Origin of the sequence: Nitrosovibrio sp. Nv17, from assembly GCF_900119085.1 — a bacterium.
Classification (GTDB): Bacteria; Pseudomonadota; Gammaproteobacteria; order Burkholderiales; family Nitrosomonadaceae; genus Nitrosospira.
On the sequence record NZ_FPIQ01000006.1, the window covers coordinates 36,127 to 49,407 of the forward strand.

Annotated in this window: 14 protein-coding genes and 3 pseudogenes; 11 read left to right on the plus strand and 6 right to left on the minus strand. The window is 67.2% G+C overall.

Going from position 1 to position 13,281, the window contains the following annotated elements; all coding sequences use genetic code 11:
- Nucleotides 1-125: 125 nt before the first annotated feature.
- The 4 genes from BT108_RS05085 to BT108_RS05100 all read right to left on the minus strand — a co-directional run bounded on the left by BT108_RS05085 (nucleotide 126) and on the right by BT108_RS05100 (nucleotide 3,844).
- On the minus strand, nucleotides 126-434 hold the full coding sequence (locus tag BT108_RS05085) for a hypothetical protein (protein ID WP_072293465.1): 309 nt from the start codon (nucleotides 432-434) through the stop codon (nucleotides 126-128).
- A gap of 55 nt (nucleotides 435-489) precedes the next feature.
- A complete protein-coding gene (locus tag BT108_RS05090) occupies nucleotides 490-2,256 on the minus strand; it encodes a thiamine pyrophosphate-requiring protein (RefSeq protein ID WP_072293466.1) in 1,767 nt (588 codons plus the stop codon).
- A 227-nt stretch (nucleotides 2,257-2,483) separates the two neighbouring features.
- Complete coding sequence (locus BT108_RS05095; RefSeq protein WP_072293467.1) at nucleotides 2,484-2,918, minus strand: PRC-barrel domain-containing protein; 435 nt, start codon at nucleotides 2,916-2,918, stop codon at nucleotides 2,484-2,486.
- Nucleotides 2,919-2,959: 41 nt separating this feature from the next.
- Nucleotides 2,960-3,844, minus strand: a complete 885-nt coding sequence (locus BT108_RS05100; RefSeq protein ID WP_072293468.1) for an SDR family oxidoreductase — start codon at nucleotides 3,842-3,844, stop codon at nucleotides 2,960-2,962.
- 209 nt (nucleotides 3,845-4,053) lie between these two features.
- Between BT108_RS05100 and BT108_RS05105 the strand changes: the two genes are divergently transcribed.
- The 7 genes from BT108_RS05105 (at nucleotide 4,054) to BT108_RS14275 (ending at nucleotide 11,289) form a co-directional block, all read left to right on the plus strand.
- Entirely contained in the window at nucleotides 4,054-4,989 is a 936-nt protein-coding gene (locus tag BT108_RS05105; RefSeq protein ID WP_072293469.1) for a non-homologous end joining protein Ku, read from the plus strand.
- Nucleotides 4,989-7,604, plus strand: coding sequence for a DNA ligase D (ligD, locus tag BT108_RS05110; RefSeq protein WP_072293470.1), 2,616 nt, complete (start codon nucleotides 4,989-4,991; stop codon nucleotides 7,602-7,604). The genes BT108_RS05105 and ligD overlap by 1 nt, the downstream gene beginning before the upstream one ends.
- 351 nt (nucleotides 7,605-7,955) lie before the next feature.
- Nucleotides 7,956-8,648: a lamin tail domain-containing protein gene (locus tag BT108_RS05115; protein ID WP_083566227.1), complete on the plus strand. Its 693-nt coding sequence runs from the start codon at nucleotides 7,956-7,958 to the stop codon at nucleotides 8,646-8,648.
- A gap of 12 nt (nucleotides 8,649-8,660) precedes the next feature.
- Nucleotides 8,661-9,599: an SdiA-regulated domain-containing protein gene (locus tag BT108_RS05120; RefSeq protein ID WP_072293471.1), complete on the plus strand. Its 939-nt coding sequence runs from the start codon at nucleotides 8,661-8,663 to the stop codon at nucleotides 9,597-9,599.
- Nucleotides 9,600-10,044: 445 nt separating this feature from the next.
- Nucleotides 10,045-10,659, plus strand: coding sequence for an integrase (locus BT108_RS05125; RefSeq protein WP_072293472.1), 615 nt, complete (start codon nucleotides 10,045-10,047; stop codon nucleotides 10,657-10,659).
- Between the two features lie 7 nt (nucleotides 10,660-10,666).
- Nucleotides 10,667-10,984: an RES domain-containing protein gene (locus BT108_RS14270; RefSeq protein ID WP_369816934.1), complete on the plus strand. Its 318-nt coding sequence runs from the start codon at nucleotides 10,667-10,669 to the stop codon at nucleotides 10,982-10,984.
- The gene (locus tag BT108_RS14275) at nucleotides 10,984-11,289 is read left to right on the plus strand and encodes a hypothetical protein (RefSeq protein ID WP_369816935.1); all 306 of its coding nucleotides are present in this window, start codon (nucleotides 10,984-10,986) and stop codon (nucleotides 11,287-11,289) included. The genes BT108_RS14270 and BT108_RS14275 overlap by 1 nt, the downstream gene beginning before the upstream one ends.
- Before the next feature lie 198 nt (nucleotides 11,290-11,487).
- On the opposite strand, the pseudogene BT108_RS05135 reads toward BT108_RS14275, so the two are convergent.
- Nucleotides 11,488-11,760: pseudogene (locus BT108_RS05135) on the minus strand (TrbI/VirB10 family protein); the annotation flags it as partial.
- A pseudogene (locus BT108_RS14280) lies at nucleotides 11,750-11,845 on the minus strand (P-type conjugative transfer protein TrbG); the annotation flags it as partial. The pseudogenes BT108_RS05135 and BT108_RS14280, both read right to left, overlap by 11 nt.
- A gap of 120 nt (nucleotides 11,846-11,965) precedes the next feature.
- Between BT108_RS14280 and BT108_RS05140 the strand changes: the two are divergent.
- The 4 genes and pseudogenes from BT108_RS05140 to BT108_RS14285 all read left to right on the plus strand — a co-directional run.
- Entirely contained in the window at nucleotides 11,966-12,349 is a 384-nt protein-coding gene (locus BT108_RS05140) for a type II toxin-antitoxin system RelE/ParE family toxin (protein WP_072293473.1), read from the plus strand.
- Nucleotides 12,333-12,635, plus strand: coding sequence for a helix-turn-helix domain-containing protein (locus tag BT108_RS05145; protein WP_072293474.1), 303 nt, complete (start codon nucleotides 12,333-12,335; stop codon nucleotides 12,633-12,635). Before BT108_RS05140 ends, BT108_RS05145 begins: the two co-directional genes overlap by 17 nt.
- 21 nt (nucleotides 12,636-12,656) lie before the next feature.
- The gene (locus tag BT108_RS05150) at nucleotides 12,657-13,106 is read left to right on the plus strand and encodes a hypothetical protein (RefSeq protein ID WP_218184821.1); all 450 of its coding nucleotides are present in this window, start codon (nucleotides 12,657-12,659) and stop codon (nucleotides 13,104-13,106) included.
- Nucleotides 13,107-13,118: 12 nt separating this feature from the next.
- Nucleotides 13,119-13,274: pseudogene (locus tag BT108_RS14285) on the plus strand (TIGR02391 family protein); the annotation flags it as partial.
- Between the last annotated feature and the right edge of the window lie 7 nt (nucleotides 13,275-13,281).

Sequence of the window (13,281 nt, forward strand, 5' to 3'; positions counted from 1 at the left end):
GCAGAACAAGATCATGGATGCAGTCCTGGCAAAGCAGGCACGGTCTTCGATAAGGTTCGCGCCCGCCTGCTGACAGATGGCGGGCATATGCCCGGCGCGCGACGTTCCGCCCGGACAGGCCGCCGCTACAGCAGGATGATGACGTGCGCGCGGATGACGAGGGCATCCTGCCGGAAGCGCCTCTCCAGTTCGCGCCGGTAGGTCGACCACCACGCCCGGTCGAGCCGTTCCACCATGACCTCGTACACGACGAAGCGATCGTGCAGGGTCTCGCCGTCCTCGCTCCGCCAGAGCCCGCTGGCCGGCGACTGCAGGTAGGTCGTCAGTCCGCCGAAGCGGGCCATCAGCTCTTCCCGTACGGCGGCGAACCGCTTGCCGGGAAAACGCTTGCCGTCGTTGCCGGCGAGCGGTAGCAGGATCTGGACGAGGTTCATGGCTGGTGCGATCGGCGAGCCGGGCGGAGCGCAGTGTGCCGGCCCGTCGTCTCCATCAGGCGAAGAGCTGCTTGATCGTCTCGCGCATCACGCCCGCCGCCTCGGAGTCCCCCTTGGCCAGGGCCGAGAAGTAGGACTGCGCCTGTTTCCAGGTCACTTCCGGGGGGAGGGGCGGGACGTCCGGGTCGGTGTACGCCTCCAGCAGCACCGGGCGGTCCGCCTGGAGCGCATCGTCCCAGGCCCGGGCGAGGGCGTCCGGACGGTCGACGCGGATGCCGCGCAATCCGATCAGCTTCGCATATTCGGCGTAGGGGATGTCCGGCAGATCCTGCGCCGCATCGAATTTGGGGTCGCCCGCCGAGGCGCGCTGCTCCCACGTCACCAGGTTGAAGTCGCGGTTATTCAGGACCAGGACGATCAGGCGCGGGTCGCGCCATTTGCGCCAGTATCTGGCGGCGGTGATCAGCTCACTCATGCCGTTCATCTGCATGGCTCCGTCTCCCGCGAGGGCCACGACCGGGCGGTCGGGATGGGCGAACTTGGCGGCGATCGCGTAGGGGACGGCCGAGCCCATGGTGGCGAGCCCGCCCGAAAGCGAGGCCATCATGCCGGTACGCAGCTTGACGGTGCGGGCGTACCAGAAGGTCGAGGTGCCCGAGTCGCCCGTCAGGATGCAGTGATCGGGCAGGCGCCGCGACAGTTCCCACACCACCCGCTGGGGGTTCAGCGGGCTGGCGGATTCCATCGCCCGTGCCTCCACCGTCCTCCACCATTTTGCGACGCTCGCCTCGATGCGGGCGCGCCAGGCCCGGTCCTGCTTGTGCTGCAACAGGGGCATGAGCAGGCGCAGGGTGGCGGCGCTGTCGCCCACGAGATTGACTTCCATGGGGTAGCGCATGCCCATCATGGTGGCGTCGATGTCGATCTGGATGCCGCGTGCCTGGCCCTCCTCCGGCAGGAATTCGGCATAGGGGAAGCCGGATCCGACCATGAGCAGGGTATCGCACGAGGTCATCATTTCCACGCTGGGCCGGGTGCCGAGGATGCCGATCGTTCCCGTCACCGCCGGCAGGTCGTCGGGCACCGCCGCCTTGCCGAGCAGGGCCTTGGCGATGCCCGCTCCCAGCAGGTCGGCGATCTCCACGATCTCCCGGGTGGCGCCGAGCGCGCCCGCGCCCACCAGGATCGCCACGCGCGATCCGGCGTTCAGTATGTTGGCGGCACGCTGCAGATCCTCCGTGCGCGGCAGGACGCGGGGTATGCTGCACGCCACACCGGAGTGCAGGGTGCCGTGCTCGTGCGGCGGGCCCTGGTACGCGGCGTCCTGCACATCGCTGGGGACGATGACGCAGCAGACCGTCCGTTCCGACCGGGCGATGCGCATCGCCCGGTCGAGGACGTGGCGCATCTGTGCCGGCGTCGTGACCATGTGGACGTACTCGTGCGCGACGTCGGCGAACAGCGAGGCGAGATTGACCTCCTGCTGGTAGCTGCCGCCCAGCGCCGACTGGCTTTGCTGGCCGACGATGGCGACGACCGGCTGGTGGTCCAGCTTGGCGTCGTACAGGCCGTTGAGCAGGTGGATGGCGCCCGGCCCCGAGGTCGCCAGGCATACGCCGACTTCGCCGGTGAATTTGGCATGGCCACAGGCCATGAAGGCGGCCATTTCCTCATGCCTGACCTGGATGAACTCGATCTTGCCGGATGCGCGGTCCAGCGCGCCCATGATGCCGCCGATACCGTCCCCCGGAAGGCCGAATATCCGCTGGACGCCCCATTCCGCCAGGCGTTCCACGATGAAGTCGCTGACTTTCCGCTCCATGGCGATGCCTCCTTTAAAATCTGGGTGAAGCCAGCATGCGCCTGAATCCGCTCCTTTACCGTGCGCTACCCGACGCAGGCGCCGATCCGCGAAGCATGGAGGGAGGGATGGCGCGCGCAAGCCGGAGGGGAAGCATCGAAGGGGAGGGGGACGGCACGGACGCCGGCCCTGCAGGCGCGGGACAGGCCCGCGCCGTGGGAGGAACAGCCCGGTTCCGGGCGGCCCGTCTAGCGGGACGTGCCCGAACGGCGGGACGTGCCGGAAGGTTGCGCCTGATAGAACAGCCGCAGCTGCTCGACGTAGGCGGGGTCGTTCAAATCCGGCCAGGCGTCCTTGTCGAAGCCGGGGGCGGATTCGAGGTGCTCCTTCTCGACGTCCAGCAGGAAGCGCTGGTCCAGGGTTTCGAGCTTCAGGGTCAGCGCGTTCCAGGGCACGGCGAAGAGCTTATCGGCGATGCCCAGGAATCCTCCAAAGGACAGCACCGCGTAGGCTACCTTTCCTTCCTGCACGTCCAGCATGATCTCCTTGATATCGCCAAGCTTTTCGCCCCGGTGATTGTAGACGTTCTCGCCGATCGGCCATCTGGCGGACATCAGCCGGGGGGCGGGCTCCCTGCCTTCGGTCAGCTGGTCGAGTCCCTCGGGATGGTGTTCATAGCTCATTTGCGCCTCCTGAGTTCGGGTGTTCGCATGAGTGTCGCGCCCTAGCCGCCCACGATCGTCCCGCCGTTGGGATGCAGCACCTGCCCGGTCATGTAGGCGCTGTCCGCCGAGGCGAGGAAGACATAGCTGGGCGCCACCTCGTCGGGCTGCCCCGGCCGTTCCATGGGCACTTTCTTTCCGAACCTGGCCACCTCCTCGGCGGAGAAGGTCGCCGGGATGAGGGGCGTCCAGATCGGCCCGGGCGCCACCGCGTTGACATGGATGCCGCGCTCCGCCAACTGGAGCGCCAGCGAGCGCGTGAAGGCCACGATGGCGCCCTTGGTGGCCGAGTAGTCCAGCAGGTGGGGGCTGCCCTTGTAGGCCGTGACGGACGTGGTGTTGATGATGCGCGCGCCTTTCTTCAGGTGCGCCAGTGCCGCCTTCACGGTGTAGAACATGGCGTAGACGTTGGTGCGGAAGGTACCTTCGAGCTGCGCGGCGGTGATCCCGGCAATGGAGGGGCATACGTGCTGCTCGGCCGCGTTGTTGACGAGGATCTCCAGGTGCCCGAAATCCGCGACGGTCTTTTCGACCATTTCGCGGCAGAATTCCTCGTCTCCGACATCACCGTCGATGAGCAGGCAGCGGCGGCCCTGCTCCTCCACCGCTTCACGCGTCGTGTGCGCGTCGCCGTGCTCCTCGAGGTAGGCCACGGCCACGTCGGCGCCTTCCTTGGCAAAGGCGATCGCCGTGGCGCGCCCGATGCCGCTGTCCCCGCCCGTGATGAGGGCCACCTTCGATTCCAGCTTGCCGCTGCCGCGGTACGCCTGCACATCGGTATCGGGCGGGGGCGCCATCGCCGACTCCACCCCGGGCTGCCGGGGCTGATGCTGCGCGGGCACCTCCTTGACGCGTTCGACACGTCCATCTGCCAGCTTGTCCGCCATGCTGCACCTCCGGAAGAATCGCGCGGCGGCATTCCGCCTCCGCCACGATTCCATGGTACGGGGGCCTGTCCTTCCCCTCTGTACGTCATCCCACAGAAGCGTCCTTTTTCCATTTCCGGCTGCGGCGGGTGCGCCAGCGCACGTACGCGGGCGCGCGTCTCCGCTAGCATGCGATCATTCCATCCACGCGGGTTCGCGACCCGGAAGACATGAAGACCAAGCCTGCGGCCGCCGCCGGCAGCCGGCCGTTGTGGAAGGGCGCGATCAGCTTCGGCCTGGTCCATATTCCCGTCGCGCTGCACTCCGCCACCTCCGAGGAGGCGCTGGATTTCGACTGGCTCGACCGGCGCACCATGGATCCGGTCGGCTACCGCCGCATCAACAAGAGAACCGGGAAGGAGGTGGGCAGGGAGCACATCGTGAAAGGGATCGAGCACGAGGCCGGGCGCTACGTCGTGCTGGAGCAGGAGGAGATCGAGGCGGCCTATCCGGAGGCGACGCAGACGATCGACATCGAGGCATTCGTTCCCGGCGAGGAGATTTCCTTCGTGTACCTGGCCCGCCCCTATTTCGTCGTTCCCATCCACAAGGGGGCCAAGGTGTATGCCCTGCTGCGGGAGGCGTTGCGCGACTCGGGGCGGGTGGGGCTGGCCCGGGTGGTCATCCAGACCCGGCAGCACCTGGCGGCCCTGGTGCCGTCCGGCCCTGCGATGGTCCTCAACCTGCTGCGCTGGGGAAGCGAAATCCATGATCCGGGAAAACTGGAGGTGCCGGAGCAGGGCGCCGCCGCCGCGGGCGTCACCGCGAGGGAGTTGAAGATGGCGCGCCAGCTGATCGCGGAGATGAGCGAACCCTGGAACCCCGGAGATTACCACGATGCGTTCAGGGAACGGATCCTGGAACTGGTGCGGCGCAAGGCGGAGCAGGGCGACATCCGCGCGGTGAGCCCGCAGGTCCCGTCGACTTCTGAGGCGCCCGGCGGTGGCGCGCAGATTGTCGACCTCGCCGAATTGCTGCGGAAAAGCCTGAAGAAGGGTCCCGGGCAGGAAGGGAAGGCGCCCGTCTCCACCCGCCGGCCCGCCGGCAAGGGCGAGGGAAGGGCGACAACCTCCAGCGGCCGTGCCTCGGCGCGCCGCAGCGGCTGATGCGGCGGCGGCAGGCGGAGGACGCGCTCGCGCCCTATCGCGCCAGGCGGGACTTTTCGCTCACGTCCGAGCCGGAGGGGCACGGAGAAGGTGCCGCTCCGCATGGGGCGCCGCGCCCGTTCGTCATCCAGAAGCACTGGGCCACCCGCCTGCACTACGACTTCCGGCTGGAGCTGGGCGGCGTCATGAAGAGCTGGGCCGTTCCCAAGGGCCCCAGCCTCGATCCGCAGGACAAGCGCATGGCGATCCACGTCGAGGACCATCCCATTGCCTACAACCGCTTCGAGGGCCGGATTCCGGCGGGGCAGTACGGCGCCGGCAGGGTGATCGTCTGGGACCGCGGGACATGGCAGCCCCTCGAGGATCCCGAACGCGGCTACCGCGAAGGAAAGCTCAGGTTCGAACTGGAGGGGCACAAGCTCAAGGGGGCATGGGTGCTGGTGCGCATGAAGGGGGCGCGCAAGGGAAAGCAGGATGCCTGGCTGCTCATCAAGGAAAAGGACGGCCACGCGCGCCCGGCCGCGGAGTACAGCGTCGTGGAGGCGCAGCCCGCAAGCGTGATCGGGGAAGCGGAGGCACGGCCTGCGCCGGATGGAGGAAAAAAGGGAGGGTCTTCGGCTTCCGGCAGGAGGAAGGTACCCGTCGCGCCCGCGCCGCGTCCAGGCCCGGGCGCGGATCTGCCGGCCGGCGCGGTGCGGGCCGAGCTGCCGGCCACCCTGCAGCCGCAGCTGGCCACGCTGGTGGACAGCCCCCCCGCCGACGGCGGCGACTGGGCATACGAGATCAAGTTCGACGGCTACCGCATCCTGAGCCGGGTGGCGGACGAAGAGATCCGGATGTTCACCCGCAACGGGCACGACTGGTCCGGCAGGCTGCCCCATCTGGTGCAGGCGCTGCGCAAGCTGCCGCTGGACAGCAGCTGGCTGGATGGCGAGATCGCGGTGCCCGATGCGAAAGGCATCCCCGATTTCCAGGCGCTGCAGAATGCGTTCGAGCACGGACGCACGCAGGATATCGTCTACCATCTCTTCGACCTGCCGTTCCATCAGGGCCATGACCTGCGGCAATCCCCCCTGGCCGAGCGCCGGCGGCTGCTGGAACGGCTGGTGGCGGGCCGGGGACACGGTTCCGGAGCCGTGCGCTTCAGCGAATCCTTCAGCGCGCCGGGGCGGGACATCCTCGCCTCGGCGTGCCGCATGGGGCTGGAAGGCGTCATCGGCAAGCGCCAGGGTTCCTTCTACGTGTCGCGGCGTTCGCGCGAATGGGTCAAGCTGAAGTGCGGGCAGCGCCAGGAATTCGTGGTCGGGGGCTACACCGATCCCCGGGGAGGCAGGGCCGGCCTCGGCTCCCTGCTGCTGGGCTTTCATGACGGGGAGGGGAAGCTGCGCTATGCGGGCCGGGTGGGAACCGGATTCAGCGATGAAACCCTGCGGGATCTGGCGGCGCGCCTGTCGCATATCGCCGCCGCTGCCAGCCCTTTCGTCTCCAGCCCCAATGCCTCCGCCATTCCGCCCGGCGCCCGCTGGGTGCAGCCCCGTCTGGTGGCCGAGGTCGCCTTCGGCGGATGGACCCGTGAGGGGCGCGTCCGCCACGCCGTATTCCACGGCCTGCGGGCCGACAAGGACAGCGGCGCCGTGACGCGGGAGCAACCCCTGCCGGCGGCGAAGCGTCCCGCCTCCGCCACGGCGGCGGCCGCGGCCTTCCCGCACGTGACGCATCCGGAACGGGTGATCGATCCTTCCACCGGCTTCACCAAGCTCGATCTGGTGCGCTACTACGACCGGGCCGCGCCCCTCATCCTGGCGCACCTGCGCGGCCGGCCGGTGTCCTTCCTGCGTGCGCCCGACGGGGTGGAAGGCCAGCATTTCTTCCAGAAGCACATGAGCGGCGCGGCGATGCCCGACGCAATATCCGGCATCAAGGCGCTCGATCCGGCGCTGGATCCCGGGCATCCGCCCTTGATCGGGATCATTGACCGGGAGGGGCTGCTGTCGGCGGCGCAGATGAACGCGATCGAATTCCATACATGGAACGCCACGAAGAACGCCATCGTCCATCCGGACAGGATGGTGTTCGACCTCGATCCCGGCAGCGGCGCGCCCTGGGAGAAGCTGCGGGAGGCGGCGCTGCTCCTGCGCGGCTTCCTGGAGGAACTGGGGCTGAGGTCCTTTCTCAAGGCCAGCGGCGGAAAGGGGCTGCACGTGGTGGTGCCCCTGAAACGGCAGCGCGGCTGGGAGGCGGTGAAGGAGTTCTCGCAGGCGATCGTGGCGCATCTCGCGGCGACGATCCCGGACCGGTTCGTCGCCCGCAGCGGTCCGCGGAACCGGGTGGGCCGGATCTTCATCGACTACCTGCGCAACGGCCGCGGCGCCACCACGGTCTGCGCCTGGTCGGTGCGCGCCCGCTCCGGACTGGGGCTTTCCGTGCCGATGACATGGGAGGAGCTGGAGACGCTGGCCCATCCCCCGGCATGGTCGGCGGCCGACCCCGGCGCCCGGCTGGCGGTGGGCGACCGGCCCTGGGCCGCCTACGCGGCCTCGGCGCAGCCGCTCGCGCCGGCGATGCGGGCCCTCGGCTTCAGGCCGGGTAAAGGCCGGGGCGGCAAGGACGCATAGAACCGTTCCCGGCATGATGCGGCAGCCGCTGCGGCTACAGCGGCGGTAATCGCCCGCGTGCCTACCGCTTTCTACTCCGGCGTGGCCGCGGCGTCGGGTCTCACCATCCATTTCCCGCATGCACGCGTCCGGTGCCCCCGCGTCCTTCCGCTGGTCCGATCTACTTACGCGAACGCCTTGCCGTTGTCATCACGGTGAAGCATGCCGGCGTCTATAGTACCTATTGTCGCGGGAAGCCGCGACGGCGGCCCGGGCCGGTGTCCCCCACCGGGCCGCCCGCGGGCGCTCCGCGCCATAAAAACATGCATGTCATACCTATTCCCATTTCATGCCATCGATAAGGATAAAACCATGAAAACATCCCTGAAGAAACCCATCGCGGGCGTTGCCGCCCTGCTCCTTGCCGCCGCCGCCTTCCAGGCGCATGCGGACATCATCATCTCCGAAGCGGCGCCCTACGCCAGCGGCAACACCGTGTACGAGGCGGACTGGTTCGAGCTCACCAACACGGGATCCTCGGCCGTGGACATCAGCGGCTGGCGGGTGGACGACAACTCCAACTCGTTCGCGTCGGCGGTGGCGTTGCGCGGAGTGGCCAGCATCGCGCCGGGGCAGTCGGTCATCTTCATCGAGAGCAACTCGAGCGGCTCCAATGCCGCCGGCATTGCCGCCGCGTTCAGGAGCGCATGGTTCGGCGCCGACGCGCCCGCGGATCTCGCAATCGGCAACTACGGCGGTTCGGGCGTGGGCCTGAGCACGGGCGGGGATGCGCTGAACATCTACGACAGCGTCGGCGGCCTCGTCACACGCGTCACCTTCGGCAGTTCGACCACGGGGTATTCCTTCGACAACGCCGCCGGGCTGAGCGGCACCGCGATCTCGCAGCTGAGCGCGGTGGGCGTCAACGGCGCGTTCACCGCCTTCAACGGCGCGGAGATCGGTTCTCCCGGCCTGATCTCGGCGGTGCCGGAACCGGAGAGCTTCGCCCTGATGCTGGCGGGCCTGGGCCTGGTCGGCGCCATGGCCCGCAGGCGCCGGGTCTGAGGAGGGGCTGCCATGAAATTCGCATATCTGGCCGCCACGCTCGCCGTGGCGGCGGCCTGCGCCCCGGCTCAGGCCACAAGCTCGATCGACCTGGGCAGCTACCAACTGATCGGCAGCCACAACCTGGACACGCTGGGCGGCCTGGGGCTGGAAGCCTCGGCCGTCACCTACGCCCGCGATCGCGGCTCGCTGTTCTTCGTCGGCGACGAGGGCGGCGGCGTGATCGAGGTCTCGCTCACGGGCGCGACGCTGGGGACGATGACGTTCAGCGACTGGCCGTCCGCCACCCGCCACAGCGATGCGGAGGGGCTGACCTATCTCGGCAACGGCGTCCTGGTGGTCGCCGAGGAGCGCCTGCACGACGCCTTCCGCTTCACCTACGCCGCCGGCGGCAGCGTCTCGCTGGCGAACGCCGCCTGGGCATCCGTCGCCGACCACCCGTACAACAACAACGGGCTGGAGGGCATCAGCTACGATCCGCGCGACGGCAGCTTCGTCAGCGTCAAGCAGGCGGCCCCGATGGAGGTGCGCGCCGGCACGCTGAGCTTCGCCGCGGGCGGCGGCAGCTCGACCATGGCGCCGCTGTTCGACGCTTCCCTGCTGGGCCTGGCCAGCCTGTCCGACGTGCAGACGCTCTCGCCGGTGGACGCCCTGGCGGGCACGCCCGCCGCCGACAACCTGCTGATCCTGAGCCTGGATTCGCGCCGGCTGGTGGAGGCGGACCGCAACGGCAACGTGTTGAGCAGCTATGATCTCTCCGGCATCACCAGCCAGGCGATCGAGGGCGTGACGGTGGATGAGTGGGGCCGTATCTACCTGGTGGCGGAGGATTCCGGAGGCCCCAGCTCCATGCTGTTCGTGCTCTCCCCGGTGCCGGAGCCGCACACCTATGCCATGCTGCTGGCGGGCCTGGGCCTGCTGGGCGCCGCGAGCGGCCGCCGGAGATCCTAAGCCGGACACGCGGTACCGCAACCACGGAACGACCACGGGGCCGCGGGGAGATGTCTTCCCCGCGGTTTTTTTTGAGAAGGCCTGGCATGCGTGCGCCAGCAGCGCCGTCTCGGAGGCAGGTAACGAGATAACTGATTGATGAATCAATAGAAAACCACCAAATATGGACCGCCGCCCCGCGCCTGCCTGCTGCGTGGGGCCAGGAAGCCGTCGGAGCAGCTGGATAAGTTCATCGAGCGGGCGCACCGGATCGGGGGCGGCAGCAGGAGCAGGATGGCGAAGCAACTCCCGTGATGCCCGAAAAGTCGAGTCTCGAAAGGCCTCCAGCGATCTCCGCGGCATACGGACAATCGGATGCGGTGCCCATGGTGCAAATGGATTACATAGTTGACAAACGAGACAATAGAGATTGCATTGGCGCTTATCGCTTCCCCAGGAGGTCGCCATGCCCAAGATCCTCGAATTCCAGACCATCCAGCGGCCCCGCGTGACGCTGGATGAAGTGCGGCGGTTCACCGATACGGTGGACATTCGGAACGCGCCGGCCTTCGCGGCCGAACTGGAAGTCTTCTTGCAGGAGTATCTGGTTTCGGCCGGCGTGGCCATCGAGGCGGAATCGGTAGAGCAGGCCCTGGCCCGCAAGGCATCCGCGCTGCGCGCCGCTGACCGCTGGCATCCTGGCGAGACCGACATCCAGCGCGGCCGTGCGGCCCTGCTGGCGGCCTTCGAGCAGCCATGCAACCTGCCTCTGGTCGACTTCGCCCGGCTGGCGAACAAGTCCCGCCAGCAGATCTACAAGGACATCCAGGCCCGCCGCCTGCTGGCGCTGAACGTGGGGCCGCGCGGCCAACGGCTGCCGGACTGGCAGCTCGACCCGCTCGGGCAACAACTGACGCAGGCGGTGCTGCAGGGCGCACCCGGAGTGGATACGTGGACGTTGTACCGCGCGCTCTCCGAGCCGCTCGAAGGGATGGGCGGACGCTCGCCGGTGGAAGCGGTGGCGGCCGAATCGCTCGAAGCCGTGACCCGGGCGGTGTTCAACGTGCTTGGCGTGCACTGACGCCGGTATGGCCATCGCGCTTACCTCGCAACGCATTGATGCCGGGGATCTGCTGCAGCACGTGAGCCGCGTGGCTTACCGGGGCACGCCGCTGTTCTATGGCCGCAACGGCAGCAATCGCTACGATGCCCCGGCGCGGGACTACGGCGTGCTGTACTTGGGACGCGATTTGCCCACCGCCTTGATGGAGTCGGTGTTCCACAGCACGAATGGGACAAGGACACCAGTCGATCCATTGCGCCGGCCGAGGTCGAAAGTCGCCTGGTCCGTGCCGTCGGCGTGGTGCAGCCGCTGCGCCTGGCCGACCTCACGGTTGCCGGGGTGATGGCGGGGGTCTTCGGGTTGAACCTAGAGCAGCTCGCCAGTCGCGGCTACCTGCACACGCAATGGGTCTCCCGCCAGGTGCATGGAATGAAGGATGCGCGGGGCATGCCGTTGTTCGACAAAGTGCTCTACCCCTCGCGCAACAACTATCCGGCCGCCAGCATTGCGTTGTTCGAGCGCGCGCAGGACACAGTCATCGTGAGCGAGGACATCGACCTGCCGGATCACGCGGACTGGCCGCGCTTCGTGGCCGATTACCGGGTCGGCGTGGTGCCGCCCGATCCCGACCGGCCGGATACGCCCTGACGCGGCCGTGCGGCCTTCGCCTGTAGTGCTTTGAAGCCCCCGATCGCGCGCGATGAAGGCCGCCAGCTCGGGCCGTGCTGGTGGCCGTGGGCCTCGGCATAGGCTTCGAGTAATGCCTTGAGGTCAGCGGTCACCGCAATGGTGAATTGAACTGATGCGTTGCCGGCAACGCACCCAGGCTCAGGGCATTTGGTTTGCTCATGGCATGGCGCTCCGGGTGTTGAAGAACAGCGGTTGGCAGGGACGCAACACGATGTCCCTGGAGACCAGCACCCGCAACGGCAGCCCGGGCCGCAGGGTCGGCGTCGGCTGCATGTTCATGTTGCGCCGAGCCATCTCCTGCCCGACCTGGTTGATGCTGTCCTGCAGGCTGTCGCGCCCGGCGATCGCGATGCGGTCGCCATCCTGGCGGTTCTATGGTGCGGCCAGTTCGGCGCCGATGCCCAGCAATGTGATCAGCGCCGCACCGGTCAGGCTTGACCAGTACGCTCAAGCGCAGGTCGGCACCCGAGCCACTGGCCGTGTCGCCGACGATCCAGCGCACGGTACCCTCTGCCTTCCTTGCTGCGATTGTCGTGTCGCCGTCACGATAATCGGGTGTGTCACCCCTTCTCGGGCGACCCCATGGGGACGTATTGATAAGTGTGCCCGTTTTGGGTATAGTTCTGGCGTCGAGATGACGAGCATTCTCAAGCGGAAGGATTTTGCTCGGTGGCAGGCGGGTGAGAAGTTGCCCGATGCCGCCTTGTGCAAGGCGGTTCAGGAGATGGAGGACGGTCTGATCGACGCGGACTTGGGCGGCTTCCTCTACAAGAAGCGGGTGGCCCGCCCCGGCGGTGGCAAGAGCGGCGGCTACCGTACGCTGGTATCGGCCAGGATCGGCAATCGCTATGTGTTCCTGCATGGGTTCCCGAAGAACGACAAGGCGAACATCACGCGGGACGAAAAGAAGGCGCTGCAATTCGCCGGCAAGGTGTTCTTGGAACTGTCTGCTGAAGCCTTGTCGAAGGCGTTGCGGTCGGGTGTTTTAGTGGAGGTGCATTGTGAGCAAGATCATTGAATCGCTGCGTGGCGACCTGGCGGCGCTCCATGAAGCCGGAGCGATCAGCAAGGTGACGATGCGCGAATTCGACGCTATTTGTCCGCCTCCGGTGCGGGAGTTCGGTGCTGCTGACATCAAGCGCTTGCGCGAAGGCTTGAATTTCAGCCAGCCGGTGTTTGCGCTCCATCTGCATACGTCGGCATCGACCGTGCGCAAGTGGGAGCAAGGTGAAACACGTCCCACTGGCCCGGCACTCAAACTGCTGAACATCATCGCCGAAAAGGGCTTGCAGGCCATCATCTGATGCCCCCTGAGGGAGACAGGTTTGGCGACGCGCATCGACCCTTTCAGCTCACAACATCTTGAAGCGGCTTGCCGTGTGCTCGCCGATACCGAACGAGGTCTGAGCGGAACGCAGATCGAGCGCCTGCTGCAAGAAATCGAGGTCGCTGACACGTCACCCGGCATGATCAAGTGGAAGCGGTTGTTCAACGCGCTGGCCGACGCACGGAATCAGCACCAGATCGGCAACCATCTCATCATGTTCATCAACCGTGCGATGAATCCGGTGAACCACGCCCGCGATCGCACGACGTTCGCTTGGCGGCGTGACGAACTCAATGTTGTCCTTGCATTTTCCGACTTCTACGTGCGCGAAGATGGCAAGGTCGGGTACGCCGACAAGGCAACGACACTTGATGCCGCGCGCGCACGAGCGGGACGACCGGAAGCCGCACTGGGAAGACGTGTCGTTCACGCGGAAGTGCTGAACTAGTGCCGTGCCGAGCTGCTGGACGAAAACCATTTCCATGCCATCTTCGAGGCCACAAAAGGCGTTGCGGAACGGATTCGCCTGCTGTCGGGCCTGAGCGGCGACGGCGCGGACCTGGTAAACAAGGCGTTCACGGGCCAGCAGCCCGTTCTCGCCTTGACCTTATGCTGCGCCGTAT

Coding starts and splice junctions, on each gene's coding strand:
- BT108_RS05090 (WP_072293466.1), bottom strand. CDS start 2,256: ATGGAGCGGAAAGTCAGCGACTTCATCGTGGAACGCCTGGCGGAATGG.
- BT108_RS05095 (WP_072293467.1), bottom strand. CDS start 2,918: ATGAGCTATGAACACCATCCCGAGGGACTCGACCAGCTGACCGAAGGC.
- BT108_RS14270 (WP_369816934.1), top strand. CDS start 10,667: ATGGCCATCGCGCTTACCTCGCAACGCATTGATGCCGGGGATCTGCTG.
- BT108_RS05100 (WP_072293468.1), bottom strand. CDS start 3,844: ATGGCGGACAAGCTGGCAGATGGACGTGTCGAACGCGTCAAGGAGGTG.
- BT108_RS05085 (WP_072293465.1), bottom strand. CDS start 434: ATGAACCTCGTCCAGATCCTGCTACCGCTCGCCGGCAACGACGGCAAG.
- BT108_RS05120 (WP_072293471.1), top strand. CDS start 8,661: ATGAAATTCGCATATCTGGCCGCCACGCTCGCCGTGGCGGCGGCCTGC.
- BT108_RS05125 (WP_072293472.1), top strand. CDS start 10,045: ATGCCCAAGATCCTCGAATTCCAGACCATCCAGCGGCCCCGCGTGACG.
- ligD (WP_072293470.1), top strand. CDS start 4,989: ATGCGGCGGCGGCAGGCGGAGGACGCGCTCGCGCCCTATCGCGCCAGG.
- BT108_RS14275 (WP_369816935.1), top strand. CDS start 10,984: ATGGCGGGGGTCTTCGGGTTGAACCTAGAGCAGCTCGCCAGTCGCGGC.
- BT108_RS05140 (WP_072293473.1), top strand. CDS start 11,966: ATGACGAGCATTCTCAAGCGGAAGGATTTTGCTCGGTGGCAGGCGGGT.
- BT108_RS05115 (WP_083566227.1), top strand. CDS start 7,956: ATGAAAACATCCCTGAAGAAACCCATCGCGGGCGTTGCCGCCCTGCTC.
- BT108_RS05105 (WP_072293469.1), top strand. CDS start 4,054: ATGAAGACCAAGCCTGCGGCCGCCGCCGGCAGCCGGCCGTTGTGGAAG.